This window comes from Vibrio sp. PNB23_22_6, assembly GCF_052877535.1.
This window is the reverse complement of record NZ_JBNFXP010000026.1, coordinates 23,731-45,155: the sequence shown is the minus strand read 5'-3', so window position 1 is coordinate 45,155 and position 21,425 is coordinate 23,731. Positions and strand designations below refer to the sequence as shown.

Sequence of the window (21,425 nt, the reverse complement as noted above, 5' to 3'; positions counted from 1 at the left end):
GGTTTTACAATAATTATTCTAATAATACTGTTGATTTTCAATTTACGTAACCATACATTTACCAGGTGTTGGTGTTTAAGTAATTGATTTAATAGACAATAAAATTAAATGAAGAAATACATATCTATTATGTGTACATAGTGTATAGTGTCGTCAGCTCAAACGGTGAGCTATTGGTAATATATTTAGTTCAAGATCTTCTCAGTTTTTATTCGATTAAGTTCGTCATATCTATCCTGCGATACCTTTTTCTTCATTCCTTATTTAGTAGCTTTCTTTTTAATTCATTCAATGTATCGAGATATATTATGTCAAATAAAACAACTGGCTCAGTAAAATGGTTTAACGAAACTAAAGGCTTTGGATTCATCACACCTGACAACGGTGGCGCTGACCTATTCGTTCATTTCAGATCAATTGCTAGCGAAGGTTTCAAAACATTAGCGGAAGGCCAAAAGGTTTCTTTTAATGTTGAACAAGGTAACAAAGGACCACAAGCTGGCAACGTTACTTTAGTATAAAGATTATAAAAAGATCTCTTCGATAGGAGAGATCTTTTTTCTTTATATTTAATAATGAGTCCGATGATTCGAAAAACTAATCGAAAGACATATTTGGTATTGTTTTCTGTGTGAACAGGGAATAACCAAAGGACAAAAAATTATTTGTTCGTTATAAGATGTTGTTTTCATGATGGTGATGGTTTTTGGTCTGCTACCATACATAAGTTAAATAGTGATGTACTAAAGCGTCATATTCTTCCTAGATTAAATACCAGACTCTTTGAACTCAATTTTTCATTATTTTGAATTTGAAAATCCTGGCCAAATTAAAGATTCATGCGGGAAGAGTTTATTTTTTTATATCCAGGTTAGAGAAGGAGACTGAGTTTTGAAAAAACCATCAACGAAGTATAAATTCAATACGGACAAAAGTAAGATATCTAGTACAGATGACTGTTCTAATAGTATTCATAAAATTTAAAATATTTTGTTAGAACGATAAGAAAAAATTGGGATCTATAAGGTAAGAAGTGATATGAGAAAACCAGTAAGAAAATCAAGCAAGAAAACGAAGAAAAATAACTTCGAAGAACGATTTGCTGTTATGGTAAAAGAATATCAAGAAGCTAAAGAAATTCTTGAATGTATGAACGAAGGTTCATCAGAGTATATGGCACAGAAAAAATTGTGCGATAAGTTATTTGCAAATGCTGAACGATATATTAATAACAATTAATAAGTTGAAATAGTTTCTTCTATTATATACACAATGCATCCAAGTTTTTCTACTAACCATTGCTATCTCTCTTACCCACTTAGTATTAAATTTTTAAGTGTTACACTGGTGTTGAACATACAGCTATGCAAGAGGGCAAACCATACTCTCCATAATCAGAAGTTGCGAAATTAAAAGACGCTCTCAAGCTATCAGAATAAACAGTTTCTAAGTATGAAGCAGGCTCTTCTTTATTCTGACAAGCTTGTGTCTCAGCAATTCGCAATAGCTGGCTTAATCCGTGTTTATCTAATTTAGCAAAGTCATTGGCACATTGTCGGCTTGCGCTAGCAAGTATTCACACTCTGTTTGGATGAGTGATGCACATCGTTCTATGTGTTCACGTTCTCCATCATCTATCCCTTGAGCTTGGGTAAACCCAATCGTTTCCTTTAGGACGCTCTTTATAGCACCATCGGTTTTTAGCATTATTGAAGCCATTTTTGTGCCTGAATAGCCGAGCAGAGCGCAGAATTCAGCTAATTCATAGCTGGTGATAGGGCGTTGGAAGTGAACTTTCGGCGGGTTTTAAAATCTTCGCTTTCCCAATCCCCAATCTCCAATCTCCAATCGACAATCGACAATCGACAATCGACAATCGACATTACGACAGAACCTTCTAGACACATCTCTCTATCGACAGCAACCGTTTGAGTGAGTTGTTAAACCTCCGAACATGATCAGCACGACCCCAGCCTTCCTTAAACTTGATAGTGTGCTGTTTAGCTTCAGCACTATTCAATCAATTGTGATCAGTCTCTTAGATGTTACCCAATGTTACCGATAACATTATTATGGTTCCCGGTAACATATTACTAAAATAAAAGAGAGAAAAGGATCTACTCATGAACATTACCCTCAAAACCCTATCTCTCGCTGTCGCTACCACTCTACTTTCCACTTCTGTACTTGCTGCTGATTTCAACTTCAAGTTTCAGTCGAGTGACCCATCTGGAGATAAGAACTTCCAAGTACAAAAAGAGTGGGCAGAGACTGTAGAAAAAATGTCTGCGGGTCGAATTGAAATCGACCTACTCCCGGTAGGTGCAGTGGTAAAACACACCGAAACGCTAGACTCTATCAAAATGGGCGTTCTCGACGGCCACATTACCGCTACGGGCTATTTCTCAGGTAAAGATCCTGCGTTTGGTCTTATCGGTAACATGGTAGGTGCTTGGTCAGATACTCGCCAACTACTTGAGTACATCAACTACGGCGGCGGCTATGAAATGATGACTGAGCTTTATGCGCCTTACGGTGTGAAATATATCGGCGGCTCAACAACAGGTGTTGAATCGTTCGTTTCCAAAGTGCCAATTAATGGTGTTGATGACCTCAAAGGGTTAAAACTTCGTGCACCGGAAGGTCTGGTTCAGCAAGTTTTTGCTGCCGCAGGCGCAACACCGGTTAACTTACCGGGTTCTGAAGTCTTTACCGGTTTGAGCAAGGGCGTGATCGATGCTGCTGACTATACCGTTTTCTCGACTAACCACAGTGCTGGGATGAATGATATTGCGCTACACCCAGTTCAGCCAGGTTTCCACTCTTTACCTACCATTGATATCTCAATGAGCCAGAAGAAATGGGACAAACTGCCAGCCGATTTGCAAGAGATTATGACGGTCTCGGTACGTGATTTCGCTCAAGACATCACCACACAGCTGCGCATTGCTGACCAAGCGGCAGTTAAAGAGGCGCAAGCCAATCCAAGTATTACGATTCATGACTGGTCTCAGGAAGAGCGTAAGAAGTTCCGTCAAATCGCGATGGGGGAATGGGAAAAATATGCTCAGCGTTCGCCAAACGCTCAAAAAGTCTATGACTCAATTACCACATACCTAAAAGGTGCGGGTCTTCTATAAGCCACAACACATAGGGAGGTGGTTTCATCTCCCTTTATTCTGGATACAGCACGATGAAAAACTCAGACACAAAAGTGGCTGAAATGCCCATAAACATCCTAGACAAAGCCATTGCTAAGGTGAGCGAAATACTCAGTTTACTGTTTGCCTTCACCGTCATCATCTCATTTTATGAAGTCGTGAGCCGTTACGTTTTTGATGCACCAACCATTTGGGTTCACGAAACGGCTTCGTTTATCGGTGGTTCGCTATTTGTGATTGGCGGCGCATACGCACTAGCGACCGATAAGCATGTACGAGTCGCACTTATTTATGATTCGGTTTCACAGAGAACAAAGCATTACCTCAATATTTTTCACCACTTAGCAGGTTTGCTGTTTAGCGGCTTACTTGTTTATGCGGCTTGGCAAATGGTCAACAGCTCATGGTTCGCGCCTTGGGGCGAGCTGAGGTTAGAGACTTCAGGAACTGCCTGGAATCCTGCATTCCCGGCACTTCTTAAGGGACTGATTCTGTTGACAGTTTGTGTAATGTTCATTCAGTTTTTACTACATCTGATTAATGAAATAAAAGAACTAAAGGAAGAGATCAATGCTTAATTTATCTCCTGCCAAAGCCGAATCAGATAATCGTCTACGTTTGGCATTTTTCTCTGGTGGTGCCGTTGTTTTTGCTGCGTTGATCTGGTTGGCCTCATACGTGATCTTTGGTGAGCTTTCGTCTATTGGTATCGCTTCCGGAAGCTTATTAATGCTCGCTTTGATGATTGGCCTGCTGCTAACGGGTATGCAACTCGCTTTTGTGACAGGTTTGGTAGCCCTTGTTTTCACCCTTGGCTGGTTCGGTGTTGATGCACTGCCATTGGTCACTAGTCGAATCTATAGTTTTGTGAATGGCTATGTATTTCTCGCCGTCCCCATGTTTGTTTTGATGGCGGCATTGCTTGACCGTTCGGGTATTGCAAGAGATCTGTTTGACGCGATGAAAAGCGTTGGTCGTAAAGTCCGTGGTGGTGTTGCGGTTCAAACTCTGATTGTCGCGGTCATCCTTGCTTCGATGTCGGGAGTGATTGGTGGAGAAACGGTACTACTGGGTATTCTAGCGCTACCGCAAATGCTCCGTCTGGGTTATGACCGCAAATTGGCGATTGGTACCACTTGTGCGGGGGGCGCGCTTGGGACTATGTTACCGCCGAGCATTGTGCTCATCATTTATGGCCTTTCCGCATCGGTTTCAATTGGTGACCTATTCAAAGCTTCGTTTTTGCCCGCGTTCATCCTTGCTCTGTTTTACATCGCTTATGTACTGATTCGTTGTAAGTTAAATCCGAGTTTAGCGCCGTTGCCGTCCGCCCAAGAGTTAGAAGAAGATGTCAAAGAGCACCCAAGTTATTTCAAAGCTCTGTTCTTTCCTCTGCTATCGGTCGCTACTGTCCTCGGTAGTATTTATACTGGGGTGGCCTCGGTGACTGAAGCATCAGCACTTGGCGTTGTGGGAATCGCAGTAAGTGCGGCTATTCGGGGTGAACTGAATTGGACTATGGTCAAAGAGTCTGCCATCGCGACCATGCGCACTTGCGGCATGATCATGTGGATTGGTATCGGCGCTTCAGCGCTGGTGGGTGTTTACAATCTCATGGGTGGTATCAACTTTGTTGAGCAGATCATTCTGGCACTCAGTGGCGGCAATGCCATGACAACACTACTGATCATGATGGTCATTCTATTTGTGTTAGGAATGTTTCTTGACTGGGTCGGTGTCGCACTACTGACTATGCCCATCTTCGTCCCCATCATTACTAGCCTAGGCATGGACCCCATCTGGTTCGGCGTAGTGTTCTGCTTGAACATGCAGGTCGCTTTCCTATCACCACCTTTTGGCCCTGCTGCCTTCTATCTGAAGTCGGTTGCGCCAAAGGATATTAGCCTTGGTGAGATCTTTAGTTCGCTACTTCCGTTTATTGGTTTACAGATTTCGGTTCTGGCCTTGGTGATTATTTTCCCAGAGCTTGCTCTGTGGTGGAAATAAGCTTGTCCGACGGCGTTGATAGAGATAATAAGTATGAAAAAGAAGTACATCGTTATGGGCGTTTCCGGATGTGGGAAGTCATCAATCGGCGAGTCACTTGCTAAAGCGCTAAACATTCCGTTTTTTGATGGCGATGATTATCACTCACCAGGCAGTGTCCAGAAAATGCAAAGTGGCATCCCATTAACGGATGAGGATCGAGAGTCTTGGTTGCTGAGGCTTAACAGGCTGCTAAAGACAGAGGACGAGCTGGTTGTGGCATGTTCAGCGCTTAAACCCGAATATCGAGATATTTTGCGAGATGAGTGTGAAGAGCTGCGCTTTTTCTATCTGAAAGGGGATTTTGAGACTATTTGGTCAAGGCATAAAGCACGGCAAGGACACTATTTCAAAGGTGTTGCTATGTTAGAGAGCCAATTTGAAACCTTAGTCGAACCTTCAGAAAGCGAAGCGTTACATATTGATATTAGACAGACTCCAGCAGAAATTACTCAAGACATCCTGTCTAGGATTTGACAGAAAATGGGCAGCGCGAGCAGCCCATCGGTAAACTATCATGACGATTAACACTGTAATTGCCGAAGTGGCACACAATATTGTTCCGCGAAGTAAAACCTGTCGCAAAACGTACTTGTACAATTGCTTGTACAATATAGAGCGTTCAGCCAGCAAAGGAAAAATGCGCGCTACGCTTGCGTGTGGGGACCTTGCTCACACGGTTGCGGCCGCCACAGAGCGAGAAAAACGGTCCATTCTCGATTTTACCAAAAGCAATCTCGCTATCGTGACCTCATACAACGATATGGTGAGTGCGCATTGAGCTTACCACGACTATCCAGAGCGGATAAAGCGGGCACTAAGTTTGTCATCTCTCCGAGAGCGCCTGCGCGCTTACTCAAGCATGCCGCTTACTCAAGCATGCCGCTAGTCAGCCTATCGCCTTGATTCCAGGTGTATCAATGCCAACAGAGATGATGGAAGCGATGGACTTAGGTTATGATGGCTGCAACAAATGATAGTAGTCTAGTCCTAATTCTATTTTGAAGTCCTATGATGCAGAAAAAACAGAGACCGACCCTACAAGATATTGCTGATCGTGTTGGGGTCACCAAAATGACGGTCAGCCGCTTTCTTAGAGACCCAAGCAAGGTCTCTGAAGCAGTAGGAGTACAAATTGACGAGGTAGTCAAAGAGCTAGGCTACGTACCGAATCGCGCTCCCGACATACTCTCCAAAGCGAAAAGCTATTCGATTGGTGTGCTTCTTCCTTCCTTGACTAACCAAGTATTTGATGAAGTTCTGCGCGGCATTGAGGGAGTGATTGAGCCCAATGGTTATCAGGCCATGATTGCTCACTATGGTTACGGGAAACATGTTGAAGAAAAACGCATTGAAACGCTACTCGGTTACAATGTTGATGGCATCATTCTTTCGGAAAGCTATCACACTGAGCGCTCGAAAAAGATTCTTAACGCGTCTGGTATTCCGATTGTTGAGATCATGGACTCCATTTCGCAGCCGCTTCAGCAAGCGGTTGGCTTTGACAATATCAAAGCCAGTCAGAACGCCACCAAAGAGCTAATCAACAGAGGCCGAAAACGCATTGCCTATCTCGCGGCGCGGATGGATGAGCGTACCAAGCAAAAAATTAAAGGTTACGAACAGGTTATGGTGGCTCAAGACTTAAAGCCTCTGGTGATAACCACCATGGAATCGTCGTCATATACGCTTGGCGCAACGCTGATGAAAAACATGTTGGCAGAGCACCCAGAGGTGGACGGCATCATTTGTACCAATGATGACATCGCGATTGGTGCGCTCTATGAGTGTCAACGGCAGAATGTGGGCGTGCCAAAAGATGTATCCATCGTGGGTTTTCATGGTCACAATATCTCATCGGTGATCAAACCAACACTTGCCACCGTGATAACCCCCAGAGAAGAAATTGGTAAGATCGCCGCTGAACATCTTATGCAGCGTATCACCGATCCTTTGGCAAAAATCGAGCAAAGGTGTATTGATCTAGAAACTCAGTTTTACTTTGGCGAAACCTTGTAGCTCGACACCTTGTCTCGATAAGGTATTGCACGTAAATTGATTACTGAAACATTGCCTTTAGTGAAAGGTAAACTTGCCAAGAAAAACGCAGTGTTAAAGCATGTCGTTGTCACAACGGGAGCGGATAACTTTGTCAAGAATCTGGATAAAGACACCTTAGGTGCAGAGATTGAAGCGACCATCTCTAACCTGTATTCAGCAGATGAGGTGTTTATGGTGGCACGCAACGTTGGTTGAGAAAAAACAACGACATAATATCTCGTCGATATTGCTTACTTTCGCAGATTACAACTAAGATGCCTTGTGAGGCACATAAACGATTCTACAATGTAGTTTGAATCATTCACATTGAGGGAATAAGCATGTCAGCTGCAGTCGTTTATCATAGTGGTTATGGACATACAGAGAAGCAAGCTCACGCAGTCGCTGAGGGCGCGAATGCCGTTTTGGTTAAGATCGATGAAAATGGTGAACTTACAGAAGAACAATGGAAGCAGTTAGATGAGGCGAACGCCATTGTATTTGGCTCACCAACGTACATGGGCATGGTTTCATGGCAATTTAAAAAATTTGCCGATGCGTCAAGTAAGCGTTGGTTCAATATGGATTGGAAAGATAAGTTCGCCGCAGGTTTTACTAACTCAGCATCAATGAATGGCGATAAAGGCGTGACAATCTCATACCTAATCACATTGGCGATGCAACATGGCATGGTTTGGATAGGCATAGGTGCATTGCCTGCTAATACGAAAGACGCGCAGCGTAACGATATTAACTATCTTGGTGGGTCCGCCGGGTTACTGGCGCAGAGCCCTGCGGATGCTTTACCAGAAGAAGCTCCCTGTGCTGGGGATTTGGAAACCGCAAAACAATTTGGTCAACGTGTGGCGTCCTTTGTGAAATAACATCGAGAGTGAAATAACGTTGCGTGAAGCGTTATTGTTCAGTAGTGGTATATAGCACCAGAGTGTAAAATGAGGAAAGCAGTGCAATATGTAGCACTGCTTTGTCATGGGTGTTATTTATTCACCATATGAATTATAAATCAAAGCGATCCGCATTCATCACTTTCACCCATGCGGCCACAAAGTCTTTCACGAACTTCTCTTTGTTGTCATCTTGCGCGTAAACCTCAGCGTAAGAGCGCAGTATGGAATTGGAACCAAACACCAAATCTACCCGTGTAGCGGTCCATTTAGTTTGCCCAGATTGTCGGTCACGAACTTCGTATTGATTGTCACCCGTTGGATGCCATGAGTAATTCATGTCTGTCAGATTAACGAAGAAATCATTGCTTAATGCACCAACATTGTCAGTAAACACACCGTGTGCAGTACCGTCATAGTTCGCCCCCAACACGCGCATACCACCAACCAGTACCGTCATTTCAACGGCGGTCAGTTGCATTAATTGGCTTCGCTCTAGTAAGAGCTCCTCTGCACTGACGACATAATCCGATTTTAGCCAATTACGGAAACCATCATGAATCGGTTCGAGTACATCAAATGATTCCGCATCGGTCATATCCTCAGTGGCGTCACCGCGTCCTTGGTTAAATGGTACGGTAATGTTTAACCCTGCGTTAGATGCTGCTTTTTCGATGCCAACACCACCGGCAAGCACGATCAAATCGGCCATGCTAATCGGGGAGTTGTGCGTCAAGCGGATAGAATCGAGTACGCTAAGCACCTTGTACAATCTTTCGGGTTCATTACCGATCCAGTCTTTTTGCGGCGCGAAGCGAATACGTGCACCATTTGCCCCTCCTCGGCGATCAGAACCACGGTAAGTGCGCGCGCTATCCCAAGCAGTAGACACTAATTCAGCAATCGACAGTTCGCTATTGAGGATCGCTTTCTTAAGTGAATCGATGTGATCATCTGCTAGTAGGTAAGAGACTGGCGGGACGGGATCTTGCCAAATTAAATCTTCCGCTGGCACATCTGGACCAAGGTAACGTGATTTCGGGCCTAAATCGCGGTGGGTCAGCTTAAACCATGCGCGTGCGAACGTTTCTTCGAAGTACTTAGGATCATCACGGAAGCGTTCTGCAATTTTACGATACTCTGGGTCAAACTTAAGGGCCATATCCGCATCGGTCATTATCGGATTGCGGCGAATGGTTGGGTCTTCGACATCAACTGGCATGTCTTCCTCTTTGATGTTTACAGGCTCCCATTGTGAAGCGCCCGCGGGGCTTTTTGTCACCCACCAGTCGTAAGTAAAGAGCAAATGGAAGTAACCGTTGTCCCATTTGGTTGGGTTGCTTGTCCATGCTCCTTCAACGCCACTCGTAACAGTATCGCGGCCAATACCACGTGACGTTTTGTTTAGCCAGCCGAAGCCTTGATCTTCGATCTCTGCCCCTTCAGGCTCTGGGCCGAGTACAGATGCATCCCCGTTACCATGTGCTTTACCGACAGTGTGACCGCCGGCGGTTAAGGCAACGGTCTCTTCGTCATTCATTGCCATACGAGCAAATGTGATTCGCATATCGTGTGCCGTTTTAATGGGGTCTGGTTTACCGTCTACCCCTTCAGGGTTCACGTAAATTAAGCCCATCATTACGGCTGCAAGCGGGTTCTCTAAGTCGCGCTCGCCAGAGTAACGATTGTTTTCCCCACCAGTTGGCTGAAGCCACTCTTTTTCTGCTCCCCAATAAATGTCTTTTTCTGGATGCCAAATGTCTTCTCGTCCGCCTGCGAAGCCAAAGGTTTTAAAGCCCATCGATTCATAGGCCATATTACCAGCTAGGATGATCAAATCTGCCCATGAGATTTTGTTACCGTATTTCTTTTTGATTGGCCAAAGTAGGCGACGTGCTTTATCAAGGTTGCCGTTGTCGGGCCAACTATTGATTGGCGCAAAGCGTTGATTCGCGCGACTGGCCCCACCTCGGCCATCGGCAATACGATAGGTCCCTGCGGAATGCCACGCCATACGGATCATTAACCCCCCATAATGGCCCCAATCTGCTGGCCACCAATCTTGGCTGTCGGTCATGAGATCGATCAGATTTTTTTTTACCTCGTTGAGGTCGAGAGAGTCAAAAGCTTCAGCATAATTGAAGCCAGAATCCATTGGATCGGTCTTTTGATCATGCTGATGAAGAATGTCAAGGTTGAGAGTTTTAGGCCACCAATTGAACTCTGCAGATTGTTGATTGGTATTCGCACCATGCATAACCGGACATTTGGAATGTGTGCTCTTATCGCTCATGTTTTGCTTCCTAACTGAGTGAGTGTTCTCAAAGTGTAGTAACGGATGGCAAGTTTTTCTCTCGAGCTTGCTTTTGACTGTCGCGTAATAGCAATTAATTAATCGAAGCTCTCGCTAAACTGGCGCCATTAGTTAAGTAAAACAACCTTACTGAGGAAAGCGAAATGAAAAAATTCATCATCAACGCAAATGTTTTTAATGGCACTGACAACAAATTGATTAGAGAGCGTATCAGCACCCTTACCAAAACGGTCAATTGGAACAAATCGTTGAGGGGGCTTATGCTGATCTGTTGATCATCGACGGTAACCCACTTGCTGGCGTTGAGTATGTCGCAAACACGGAAACTCATCATGAAAGATGGTGTGGTATATAAAAACACACGGTAAACCGCGCTTTTGATAGCGCGGTTTTTTATTGGTAACGATACTTATAGACAGATTACAATGCATTGCGCTTAAGATAAGTGCAGACTGAACATTCGCAAACACTATTTTGATTTCACTATTTTAAAGTTGTCCCATGCTTGGCTGGTAGGCATTACTTCTAAGCTGTTAATATTTATATGACATGGCTGTTCTGCAATCCACAACATGATGTCAGCGATGTCTTCGGGTTGGAGAGGATTCGTCTCATCGTAAATCTCATTGTATTTCGCTTGGTCACCGTTAAAGCGTACGAGGCTAAATTCACTTTCTGATAACCCGGGTTCAAGGCTCGTGACACGCAGTTTTGTACCGGCGTAATCACTGCGTAAATTACGGGAAAACTGGGCCACGAAAGCTTTACTTGCTCCATAAACATGGGCTCCTGGGTAGCACCAGTTCGCCGCAATACTGGCTAGGTTAATGATGGTGGCTTTGGGCTGTTTTAACAGTGTAGGCAATAACGCATGGGTGACGTTAACGAGCCCAGTGACGTTGGTGTCTATCATGGTGTGCCAGTCGGTTATCGAGGCTTGGTCAGCGGGTGTTGCTCCTAGCGCTAGGCCAGCGTTGTTAATCAATATTTCAATGTTCGCAAATTCAGAGGGTAGATCCGCGATGAGGGTTGCAATCTCTTCGCTGCTTCTTACATCCAGTTGAGCCGTATAAACATTGCATTCCATGGCTAACTCGTCCGCAAGTTGGTCAAGTCGCACTTTTCGTCGTCCGGTTAATACCAGTGAGTATCCTTCTTGCGCAAATCGACGTGCTGCTGCGCGTCCAAAGCCAGAGGTGGCACCAGTAATGAAAACGGTTGGTGTTGATCGTGTATTCATGTGTAATCTCCTTAAGAAAATAATGACCAGACCGCGATGATTAAGGTGCCGCTGGAAACCGTTAGCAATAGGTAAAAGGCAACCTCATGGATAGATTCGAAGTCCTTGTAAATAAATAGCCGCCGACCCGCTAATGCGGATAAGAACGCGATCAATACATAAATCACCGGATTGCTCGGCAACATCGCCCATTGTTTGGTGATGGTATAATTTCCACCTACCGCTAAACAGTTGACGAGAAAGAAATAGCAAATGAGAGAGGCGCGTTTTACGCTATTGCTTAACGCTTGTTGTCGCATGTACATAACCACTGGCGTTCCACCAGAAGAGACCGCACTTGTTGTCCAACCAGAGGTGAACCCGCATAACAGTTTTGACTGCGACAGCTTTTGAATAAGGAGGCTAGGGTGCCGGGATAGGAAAGCTAAGGTCAAGATAGTGCTTGGTACCAATACTTTCAAAAGTTCATCAGACAAGGCATACAGGAGACCCAAGCCAAAAGGAATACCTAACATTGTGGCCCACAGCAATGGAGTAAGGATGGTGAAATCTGCTTGTTTCCAGCAAGTCGCAACTAATGGTAAGGAAATGAATAGATCCACCAGTAGTATGGCCGGCACCAAATCAGCAACAGGATAGAAAATGGACAGTGCCACGATCATAAGACCAGAAAAGCCAAATCCGGTATATCCACGAATGAGTCCGGCTAGGATCAGTGTGCCAACGATAACGACCTCACTTACCATACTCTCTCCCTTTAATTGAAGTTGTTACGGGAATAGTAGGTAAGTGCTTGTGATTCTATTAGTACCAGTTAGTCATATTTGTTGGTACAAATATCTGGTTACGCTTTTTCGTTGAGTAACTGAGCTAGCTTTTTGATCCCTAGTTCAATTTTGTCGCTATCGATAGCGGAATAACCTAGACGAATATAACGGCGATGATCTTTTTGAAATCGAGAAAAATGAATCGTCCCGGGTTCGACCAAAACGCCGATGTCCCTTGCCACGGCAGTGAATTGCTCGCAATCTGTGTGATTTGGTAATTTTAGCCAGAATGCGCTTCCACCAACGGTTGCAGTAGTGATGCACTGCGGAAGATGGTTCATGAGGGCTTGCCGCATGGTGGTCCATCTCTGTTGGTAGCACTTGCGCAGTTTCCTCAAATAGGCATCGTAATAGCCTAGTGAGATAAACAGTGCACAAGTTCTCTGATTGTTGGCTGGGGGATGGCGATACATTAACCGCCGCAATGCTCTTGCTGCGTCGATAAGAGGCGCATCGGCAACCATGTAACCAAGTCGTAATCCGGGAGACAGTGATTTTGATAGGCTACCGATGTAAATGACTCTGCCGTTAGTGTCCAGGCTCTTTAACGAGGGGCTCGCTTGGCTAAGGACATTGATTTCGCTTTCATAATCATCTTCTATAATGACAAAATCGTATTTTTCAGCAGCGTGAAGCAGTGCTTGGCGTCGCTGCATTGACATGGTGACATTTGTCGGTACTTGATGGCTAGGCGTGACATAAACATAGTCGCAGCTTTTAAGTTTGTCATTGATTTCGATGCCTTGGCAATCGACGTTTATAGGGACAATTGTTGCGCCATGAGATGAAAAAATATTGCGAACATCAGGGTATCCGGGCTCTTCAACGGCTAAACGCGTTTCTTTGTCACCGAGTAGCCGAGCAAGAAGGTAAAGCGAATTCTGCGTGCCAATGGTGATGAGGATTTGGTCTTGCGAGGCTTGAATGGATCGTTTGGGTAATACATTCGTTTGTAGTTGCTTTACTAACGCGAGATCGTCATTGTCAATCGAATCTGAAATCCAATCTTTGACTATCCCGGCACGCTGTGACAATCGACAGCACTCTCGCCAATGATTTAATGGAAATAGAGCATGATCAGGCTGCCCAAATAAGAATGGGTAGGGGTAATCCTTCCAGTTTGAAGGCTTCGCAATGTTTCGCTGTGTTGTCACGTCATGCTTAACGCGCTTGAACCAAAAGTGCGCAGGTTTTGCACTAATTTGGTCGGGATTAAGGTGATTTAGCTGGTTGGGTGTAGGAAACGGATTCTCTGAGAGGGCATTGTGATTGGCGAAATAACCACTCCGCTCTTGTGAAATTAGATACCCTTCATCGACGAGTCGATCATAGACCAGTACAACAGTGTTGCGCGACACCCTTAACATGGATGCGAGCTTTCTACACGATGGCAGGGCATTATTTCCAAAAATGCCGCTTCGTATTGCTTCCAGTAAGTGCTCTCGAATCTGTTCTTGTAAGCTTCTTTCTGGCGAGAATTGTATGTGCATTAAGTAATCGCTTTTCAATGTTCGCATCCTTTGCAGTTTGATATCCATTGTTTATAGCCATCAGCGTTATCACGCTAATGAATGGCAACGCAGGAACTGTGCCATAGCTTCCCCGACGCCTGTCACCATAAATAAATGCGACTGGATCTATTGATGAGGCCTTGCATTGCTTTAGGTTGAAATAAAGCAAGGAAGGAGAACGAATATGGATCAGCAGCTAACCCCAGAGATGAAAGCGCAAATAGTGGAGTGGGACAAAAAGCACGTTTGGCACCACATCACTCAACATGCACCATTTGAAGAGCAAGCGCCGTTGATTATGTCATCGGGCAAAGGTGAATATATTTGGGATGTGAATGGTAATCGCTACCTTGATGCGAGTTCTGGCGGTGTTTGGTGTGTCAACGTTGGCTATGGTCGAGAGCGAATTGCTAACGTGATCAAGGAACAGGCAATGCGCCTTAACTTCTTTGCGGGCACGGCAGGTTCGCCAATCATGGCAGAGTTTGCCAACAAGTTGATTGAAAAAATGCCCGGAATGAGCCGAGTGTACTTTTCTAACTCAGGCTCAGAAGCGAATGAAAAAGCTTATAAAATAGTGCGTCAAATTGCGCACAAGAAATATGGCGGAAAGAAACACAAAATCTTATATCGTGAGCGAGATTATCACGGCACCACCATCACTTGCTTGAGTTCAACGGGACAGGAGGAGCGACGTCAACAGTACGGACCGTTTACGCCTGGTTTTGTCGAGTTTCCTCATTGCTGTGAATATCGTAGTCAATTTGAAGATAGCGATAACTATGGTATTAAAGCGGCACAACTATTAGAAGAGGTCATCCTGAGAGAGGGACCGGAAACGGTAGGTGCAATTGTGATTGAGCCCATTACGGCGGGAGGTGGGGTCATCACTCCTCCGGAAGGGTACTATCAAGAAGTTCAAAGGATTTGTAACAAGTACAATATCCTGATTCATGTTGATGAGGTTGTCTGTGGCGTTGGACGTACTGGAAGCTGGTTTGGTTATCAGCATTATGGCTTAAAGCCTGACATTGTCACGATGGCGAAAGGCGTTGCTTCGGCGTATGCCGCAATTTCTTGCACGGTGACAACGGAAGCGGTATTTGACCTGTTTAAGCAAGATCCTAGTGATAAATTTGATTACTTCCGAGATATCAGCACCTTTGGCGGCTGCACCATAGGTCCGGCGGCCGCGCTTGAGAACATGAAAATTATTGAGGAAGAAGGTCTGGTCGAGAATGCTGCCCATGTAGGAGAATACTTAAAAACTCAGCTTGAAGTGCTTCAAACTCAGTTTACTATTATTGGGGACGTACGTGGGAAAGGGCTATTTATCGGCCTTGAATTAGTAGAGGATCGAGAAACAAAGGTACCGGTAGATGAGAGCGTTCTAGCGCAATTTTCTGCGAAGTGTATGCAACATGGTTTGCTCGTTGGACGCACTAATCGGTCGTTTTCATCGTTGAACAACACCATCTGTTTGAGTCCTCCACTAACCTTGTCAATGGAACAAGCGGATGAGATCGTGGCGATCATGGCAAAAGTTTTTCATCAGTTGTAACGGCTAATTAAACCGTAATTTTCGCCCAAAGCTTATAGGGCACGATGACGCAGCAGTGATACTACTGCGTCATCGTATCTGTCAAACAAGTTTGCTCGATGTAACGCGTAAGAATGTGTTTATCTAGGTGTTGCCTGTGCGAGATAGTCCTTCTTAGTTCGCTTTTTACTGTGTGTCTCTTGTATCTTGCATCATATCTGTTATCTCGGTTGCCTTCTTCTTCTTTTCCATTGTCCTCTCAAATAATTCAAACTCTTTGATTAGCTTCAATTGTTCTTAGCTTCGATTGTTCTTAGCTCCGGTTGCGTAGAGATTTTGCACAATTTGGGTGCATTTCTGAGCCTAGTTTTGGTGCGCATCTGGACCAATAAAGAAATACTCTGGCACTAACATTGCGAGTGACTTCTCATTAGTGTGGAAGATGTCATACAGCACATGAGGAAGTGAAGATGAAAACATTATTGAAAAGCACACTCGTTAAAACTCTAGCCATGACTAGCGTATTGGCGTGTTCGTTTCAAGTCGGCGCAGAGGAAGTCACCATAGGCTACCAAGGAATGTTTAATCCTTTGAAATACGCCATTGATCAGAAGTTGATTGAGAAAGAAACCGGCTATGAGATCAAGTGGCGCAAATTTGATTCTGGCGCGAAGGCCATTACCGCAATGGCGGCTGGAGCGGTGGACATGACCGTTGCAGGATCAAGCCCAATTGCGAGTGCAGCAAGCAATGGTGTTGAAATGGAACTGGTATGGGTGACGGAAAACATCGCTGATGCTGAGGCGCTGGTGGTAAAAAATAGCAGCGGAATCACCTCTCCATCCGATCTTAAGGGTAAGCGTATAGCGGTTCCATTCGTCTCCACCACGCACTTCCACATGTTGTTCGCCTTGGAGCAGTTTGGTTTATCAGAAAAAGAGGTGAAACTCATTAACATGCAGCCGAATGCCATTATGGCAGCGTGGCAGCGTGGTGATATTGATGGTGCGTTTATTTGGGATCCTGCACTTGGCAAAATTAAGCAAGATGGCAGTGTATTGATTTCCTCAAAACAATTGAGTGCATGGGGAAAACCCACCTTTGATGGCATGATTGCGAGTAAAGAGTTTACGGCAAAGCATCCAGAATTCGTCACGGATTTGATTAAGGTCGTAGCCGAAGTGGACGCGAAATACCGTGATCAAAAAGAGACATTCACAGCCGATAACCCGATGGCGATTTCAGTAGCGAAACTTGCAGGTGGTGAACCTGAAGGGGTTGTTGAAGCCATGAAACTGTATGAGTTCATGGACATTAATACCCAGCTTTCTTGTCAGTGGCTTGGTTGTGGCAGTGAAGGTGGTGCGGTTCAAGCGTTGAAAGCCACTTCAGAATTCCTACTGAAAGAAAAGAAAATCTCTGCTCTTCAGCCTGACTACAGCGTATTTGTCAATCCGAGCTTTGCAAAGAATGCGAAGGCGAAATAGCAACACTTAGTCAATGAACGTGAAAGGAGTAGGCGCATGTCTTTGAAGAAAACACTAAAAATTGAGGATGTTTCTGTCATCTATGAAGGCAGGGAAGGGGGAGAGCCCGTGACGGCACTTTCGGGAGTTAATCTTCAAATTGAGCAAGGTGAACTCGTTGTCGCGCTTGGCGCATCAGGATGTGGTAAGACAACGCTCCTAAATTTGATGGCTGGATTCATCCCGCCAACATCCGGTTATCTTACGTTAGGCAACTCACAAGTGGAAGGGTTACCTAGGGTGACCATGGGACGAGACATTGGCGATCAAATCATCGGCCCGGGTGCAGACCGAGGCGTGGTGTTTCAAAAACATGCGCTGTTTCCATGGATGAATGTGATTGAGAACACGGCATTTGGCTTAAAGCTCCAAGGTGTCGCGAAAAAAGAGCGACTTGCAAGGGCTGCGAAGTATTTACAGCTCGTTGGGCTAGAAGACTTCCATCAGCATAAAGTCTATCAGCTATCTGGTGGCATGCAGCAGCGAGTCGGAATTGCACGAGCGCTAACCAATGACCCTAGTATCCTATTACTGGATGAGCCCTTGGGTGCTCTGGATGCACTAACGCGAGAAACGTTACAGGAGCTGCTGTTAGACGCATGGCAAGCGACCAATAAAATGATGTTTTTCATTACCCATAGTGTCGAAGAAGCGCTGTTCATGGCTTCGAAGCTGATCGTGATGTCCCCCCGACCGGGGCGTATAACGCACAGTTTCAATTTAGACTTCAATCAACGTTTTCTTGAGTGTCGAGATGCGCGTGCGGTTAAGTCGATGCCTGATTTTATAGAAATGCGAGAAAAAATTCTTTCCATCATCCATCAAGATGAAATTGTGGAGGTAGCGTTATGAGTGAAGCCGTAATAAACCATGAACGCCTTGAACATTCAGAGGCGAAAGGAGAGCATACGTCAGAAGCTGCTGGTGAGCCACAAGCGAACGTCGCACAACAAAGTGAAATGCATTCAACCCCGCCTTTTTATCGGCTTGTACAGTGGGTAAAAAACAAAACCCAGACCCCAGGAAGTTATTACGGAGAGCCTGGTCAAGGTAACTCGCGCGTGATCTCAGTCATTTCTACCCTGTTTTTTATTGGGCTATGGGCGGTTGTGACTGAACTAGGTTTGGTTAAGCCGTTGTTTCTTCCCTCCCCTAATGCGGTACTGGAGCGATTTGTCGACCTTTTTGTGAACGGATTCTCTGGGGTATCGTTGGAAGCTCATCTCTTGGCGAGTTTGGGCAGAGTATTTGGGGCTTTTGCTTTGGCCGTTGTCACTGCTGTGCCAATTGGCATTTTAATTGGATCAAATGTGTGGGTGAGAGGCGTTTTCGATCCACTGATTGAGTTTTATCGTCCTCTTCCACCGTTGGCTTACTTACCTTTAGTGATTATTTGGCTTGGAATCGATGAAACGAGCAAGGTCACGTTGATTTATCTCGCTATGTTTGCACCGATCGCGCTCAGTGCGCGTGCCGGCGTTGCATCAGCCAAAAGCGAGCAAATACAAGCGGCTTACTCGATGGGCGCATCCAAAGGGCAGGTGCTTTATCATGTGATCATTAAAAGTGCTTTACCTGAAATTCTAACCGGATTAAGAATTGGGATCGGATTTGGTTGGACAACCTTGGTAGCAAGTGAAATGGTCGCTGCAGAAGCGGGGATCGGTTACATGGTGCTTAATGCGGCCGAGTTTCTTGTGACAGATGTGGTGATTGCCGGCATCATTATCATCGGACTGATTGCGTATTCATTTGATTTGCTGATGCGCTACCTAGAGAAGAAACTGGTACCTTGGAAAGGCTACTAATCTATCATCAAACATCGACAAATAGGGGCATTGGCCCCTTTTTTGCGCTTTTAAAACGCTTAGTTCGATACCATACAACCTTCATTAAACCAAAGACACTGGTTACAAAAAATACATTCAGTTCAAATTTTAATTGTGTCGAGAGCGACTTTATGAGAAGTGTTCCGTGATTAGTTGAATGACGCTGACATCAGTATTGCTCTGAATGAATGTTTACTTAACTTGTTGTTATATAGTGGTATTTATTTGTATTTCTTCTTATTTATTGTATGTATACGAATTGACATATTCTCTATTTCAATGGATGTTTAGGAGGGTTTATATAAGTAAAAAACAGAAAAATAATTTGAACTCGAACTAAATTTCAGGCATTTTATATTTAACTAACCGTTCAATTAAAATTTACAAGGATGCAAAATGCCCAAGGTTGGGATGCCTGAAATCAGAAAACCTCAGCTAGTCAAAGCGACGATGTCGGTCATTGACAGAGTAGGTTTACACGCTGCGAGCATTTCGTTGATCAGCAAAGAAGCAGGAGTATCTACAGGGATCATTAATCACTACTTCGGTGGTAAGCACGGTTTGCTCGAAGAAACCATGCGTGAAATCCTTCGCCAGCTTTCCGCCACCACTAAAATCAATCTAAGCCAGATCCCTAGTGATGCGCACCACCAAAGAATTAATGCCATCATTGACGCTAATTTCGTCGGCTTCCAGGCCGAGAACCAAGTAGCAAAAACTTGGCTGGCTTTCTGGTCCTACTCGATGCATGACGAACAGCTCAAACGTCTGCAACGAGTCAATGAACGACGTCTCATCTCACACCTGAAAAAAGAATTAAAAGCTTTGCTGGATCAAAACCAAGCTGAGCTGGTGGCGCATGGTATTGCGTCATTAATTGATGGCATTTGGCTACGCGGCACGCTCAACCCGCAAGGCATCGATGCCGAGAAAGCACGCGTCATCATTAACGACTATCTCGATAAACAACTCACGTTCTACTCAAAACAAAAATAAAGAGTCAAACCTGAAAATGGATATGAAAGCACACTACATCGATGGTGCCACGCACCTAGGATGCTCAGAAGAACACTTCACCACATACAATCCCGCCAATGGTGAGCCGATTGCGAATGTGAAGCAGGCTAACCAGCAAGATATGGAAGCGGCAATTGAATCTGCCAAGCGCGGTTTTGCAATTTGGTCAGCCATGACGGCGACAGAGCGCAGTCGCATCCTGCTTAAAGCGGTGGCGCTACTTCGTGAAAGAAATGACGAACTGGCGGCACTAGAAGTTGCGGATACGGGCAAGCCGATTCAAGAAGCGAATTGCGTAGACATTGCAACGGGCGCAGATGTGATCGAATACTACGCAGGTCTTGCGCCTAGCATGCATGGTGAACAGCAACCGCTGAATGAATCGCAGTTTTTCTATACTCGTCGCGAGCCTCTGGGCATTTGTGCGGGTATTGGCGCGTGGAACTACCCAATTCAAATCGCGATGTGGAAATCTGCCCCTGCGCTGGCTGCGGGTAATGCGATGATCTTTAAGCCATCAGAAGAAACCCCGTTAACCGCACTCAAATTGGCAGAAATCTACAGCGAAGCTGGATTGCCTGATGGCGTGTTCAACGTTATTCAAGGTGACTACCGAGTAGGGCAAATGCTCACCGCACATCCAGACATCGTTAAAGTCTCCTTCACGGGTGAATCCGGAACTGGCAAAGTTGTGATGGGTGACAGCGCTGCGACGCTAAAGCAAGTCACTATGGAACTTGGCGGTAAATCGCCAATGATCATTTTTGATGATGCCAAGCTAGACGACGCGGTTTCTGCTGCAATGGTGGCAAACTTCTATACCCAAGGTGAGGTTTGTACGCACGGTACTCGTGTATTCGTTCATGAAGCTATTTATGATGAGTTTGTCGCTCAACTTAAGAAGCGTACTGAGCTGCTGGTGGTTGGCGATCCGCTTGATGAACAAACTCAAATCGGCGCACTAATTTCCAAAGAGCACGAATCAAAAGTCCTTTCCGCCATTGAACAAGCGAAAGCAAGCAATGCAACGTTGCTGACTGGCGGCTATAAAGTCACAGAAAACGGCTTGGCGAGCGGTAATTTTGTTGTGCCGACGGTTTTCATTGATTGCCAAGACGACATGCCGCATGTGCAGCAAGAAATCTTCGGTCCCGTGATGTCAGTGTTGAAGTTCAGTGACGAGGACGAAGTGATTGCTCGTGCCAACAACACCGATTACGGGCTTGCAGCAGGCGTGTTTACGCAAAATCTGTCTCGTGCACACCGTGTTATTCACCAAATCCAAGCAGGCATTTGTTGGATTAACACGTGGGGTGATTCCCCAGCTGAAATGCCAGTTGGTGGTTACAAATTGTCTGGCATTGGACGTGAAAACGGCGTCGAGACCCTTAAGCATTACACCCAAACTAAGAGCGTGTTAGTGCATTTGGGTGATTTCGACAGCCCTTACGCGTAACCAGTCAGGAGGA

General features: G+C 45.1%; 19 protein-coding genes and 3 pseudogenes. 17 read left to right on the top strand and 5 right to left on the bottom strand.

Going from position 1 to position 21,425, the window contains the following annotated elements; all coding sequences use genetic code 11:
• Positions 1 to 308 precede the first annotated feature (308 nt).
• Positions 309 to 521: a transcription antiterminator/RNA stability regulator CspE gene (gene cspE, locus ACVA54_RS16935; RefSeq protein WP_099079008.1), complete on the top strand. Its 213-nt coding sequence runs from the start codon at positions 309 to 311 to the stop codon at positions 519 to 521.
• A 517-nt stretch (positions 522 to 1,038) separates the two neighbouring features.
• Positions 1,039 to 1,239 carry a hypothetical protein gene (locus ACVA54_RS16930; protein ID WP_099079007.1) on the top strand — a complete coding sequence of 67 codons (201 nt, stop codon included), beginning with the start codon at positions 1,039 to 1,041 and terminating at the stop codon, positions 1,237 to 1,239.
• Positions 1,240 to 1,527: 288 nt separating this feature from the next.
• Here the strand turns inward: ACVA54_RS16930 and ACVA54_RS16925 are convergent.
• Positions 1,528 to 1,841 (bottom strand): annotated as a pseudogene (locus ACVA54_RS16925) (HipA domain-containing protein); the annotation flags it as partial.
• Between the two features lie 282 nt (positions 1,842 to 2,123).
• Here ACVA54_RS16925 and ACVA54_RS16920 point away from each other — a divergent pair.
• The 8 genes and pseudogenes from ACVA54_RS16920 to ACVA54_RS16885 all read left to right on the top strand — a co-directional run bounded on the left by ACVA54_RS16920 (position 2,124) and on the right by ACVA54_RS16885 (position 8,131).
• Entirely contained in the window at positions 2,124 to 3,140 is a 1,017-nt protein-coding gene (locus ACVA54_RS16920) for a TRAP transporter substrate-binding protein (RefSeq protein WP_446642068.1), read from the top strand.
• 53 nt (positions 3,141 to 3,193) lie between these two features.
• A complete protein-coding gene (locus ACVA54_RS16915) occupies positions 3,194 to 3,739 on the top strand; it encodes a TRAP transporter small permease subunit (protein WP_099079006.1) in 546 nt (181 codons plus the stop codon).
• A gap of 151 nt (positions 3,740 to 3,890) precedes the next feature.
• A complete protein-coding gene (locus ACVA54_RS16910) occupies positions 3,891 to 5,168 on the top strand; it encodes a TRAP transporter large permease (RefSeq protein WP_099079096.1) in 1,278 nt (425 codons plus the stop codon).
• Between the two features lie 33 nt (positions 5,169 to 5,201).
• Positions 5,202 to 5,684: a gluconokinase gene (locus ACVA54_RS16905; RefSeq protein ID WP_099079005.1), complete on the top strand. Its 483-nt coding sequence runs from the start codon at positions 5,202 to 5,204 to the stop codon at positions 5,682 to 5,684.
• 40 nt (positions 5,685 to 5,724) lie between these two features.
• The gene (locus ACVA54_RS16900) at positions 5,725 to 5,988 is read left to right on the top strand and encodes a hypothetical protein (RefSeq protein ID WP_446644217.1); all 264 of its coding nucleotides are present in this window, start codon (positions 5,725 to 5,727) and stop codon (positions 5,986 to 5,988) included.
• A gap of 230 nt (positions 5,989 to 6,218) precedes the next feature.
• Positions 6,219 to 7,226 carry a substrate-binding domain-containing protein gene (locus tag ACVA54_RS16895; protein WP_099079003.1) on the top strand — a complete coding sequence of 336 codons (1,008 nt, stop codon included), beginning with the start codon at positions 6,219 to 6,221 and terminating at the stop codon, positions 7,224 to 7,226.
• Positions 7,227 to 7,247: 21 nt separating this feature from the next.
• Positions 7,248 to 7,463: pseudogene (locus tag ACVA54_RS16890) on the top strand (GNAT family N-acetyltransferase); the annotation flags it as partial.
• Positions 7,464 to 7,588: 125 nt separating this feature from the next.
• Positions 7,589 to 8,131, top strand: a complete 543-nt coding sequence (locus ACVA54_RS16885) for a flavodoxin family protein (RefSeq protein ID WP_446579421.1) — start codon at positions 7,589 to 7,591, stop codon at positions 8,129 to 8,131.
• Positions 8,132 to 8,264: 133 nt separating this feature from the next.
• Here ACVA54_RS16885 and katG read toward each other — a convergent pair whose 3' ends face one another.
• Positions 8,265 to 10,445, bottom strand: coding sequence for a catalase/peroxidase HPI (gene katG / locus ACVA54_RS16880; RefSeq protein ID WP_446649771.1), 2,181 nt, complete (start codon positions 10,443 to 10,445; stop codon positions 8,265 to 8,267).
• Positions 10,446 to 10,674: 229 nt separating this feature from the next.
• Between katG and ACVA54_RS16875 the strand changes: the two are divergent.
• Positions 10,675 to 10,834 (top strand): annotated as a pseudogene (locus ACVA54_RS16875) (metal-dependent hydrolase family protein); the annotation flags it as partial.
• A gap of 101 nt (positions 10,835 to 10,935) precedes the next feature.
• On the opposite strand, the gene ACVA54_RS16870 reads toward ACVA54_RS16875, so the two are convergent.
• From ACVA54_RS16870 to pdxR, 3 genes are all read right to left on the bottom strand, one after another.
• A complete protein-coding gene (locus ACVA54_RS16870; RefSeq protein ID WP_099078999.1) occupies positions 10,936 to 11,706 on the bottom strand; it encodes an SDR family NAD(P)-dependent oxidoreductase in 771 nt (256 codons plus the stop codon).
• Between the two features lie 11 nt (positions 11,707 to 11,717).
• Entirely contained in the window at positions 11,718 to 12,452 is a 735-nt protein-coding gene (locus ACVA54_RS16865) for a sulfite exporter TauE/SafE family protein (protein ID WP_446649770.1), read from the bottom strand.
• A gap of 98 nt (positions 12,453 to 12,550) precedes the next feature.
• A complete protein-coding gene (pdxR, locus tag ACVA54_RS16860; protein WP_446643978.1) occupies positions 12,551 to 14,023 on the bottom strand; it encodes a MocR-like pyridoxine biosynthesis transcription factor PdxR in 1,473 nt (490 codons plus the stop codon).
• 205 nt (positions 14,024 to 14,228) lie between these two features.
• Here pdxR and ACVA54_RS16855 point away from each other — a divergent pair, with 205 nt between their 5' ends.
• The 6 genes from ACVA54_RS16855 to betB all read left to right on the top strand — a co-directional run bounded on the left by ACVA54_RS16855 (position 14,229) and on the right by betB (position 21,412).
• A complete protein-coding gene (locus tag ACVA54_RS16855; protein WP_446596447.1) occupies positions 14,229 to 15,605 on the top strand; it encodes an aminotransferase family protein in 1,377 nt (458 codons plus the stop codon).
• Positions 15,606 to 16,054: 449 nt separating this feature from the next.
• On the top strand, positions 16,055 to 17,071 hold the full coding sequence (gene tauA, locus ACVA54_RS16850) for a taurine ABC transporter substrate-binding protein (RefSeq protein WP_446649769.1): 1,017 nt from the start codon (positions 16,055 to 16,057) through the stop codon (positions 17,069 to 17,071).
• Positions 17,072 to 17,107: 36 nt separating this feature from the next.
• The gene (locus tag ACVA54_RS16845) at positions 17,108 to 17,962 is read left to right on the top strand and encodes a taurine ABC transporter ATP-binding protein (protein ID WP_099078995.1); all 855 of its coding nucleotides are present in this window, start codon (positions 17,108 to 17,110) and stop codon (positions 17,960 to 17,962) included.
• Complete coding sequence (locus tag ACVA54_RS16840) at positions 17,959 to 18,918, top strand: ABC transporter permease subunit (protein ID WP_216360610.1); 960 nt, start codon at positions 17,959 to 17,961, stop codon at positions 18,916 to 18,918. The genes ACVA54_RS16845 and ACVA54_RS16840 overlap by 4 nt, the downstream gene beginning before the upstream one ends.
• A gap of 417 nt (positions 18,919 to 19,335) precedes the next feature.
• Positions 19,336 to 19,935: a transcriptional regulator BetI gene (gene betI / locus ACVA54_RS16835; protein ID WP_099078994.1), complete on the top strand. Its 600-nt coding sequence runs from the start codon at positions 19,336 to 19,338 to the stop codon at positions 19,933 to 19,935.
• A 16-nt stretch (positions 19,936 to 19,951) separates the two neighbouring features.
• Complete coding sequence (gene betB / locus ACVA54_RS16830; RefSeq protein ID WP_099078993.1) at positions 19,952 to 21,412, top strand: betaine-aldehyde dehydrogenase; 1,461 nt, start codon at positions 19,952 to 19,954, stop codon at positions 21,410 to 21,412.
• Positions 21,413 to 21,425: the final 13 nt, after the last annotated feature.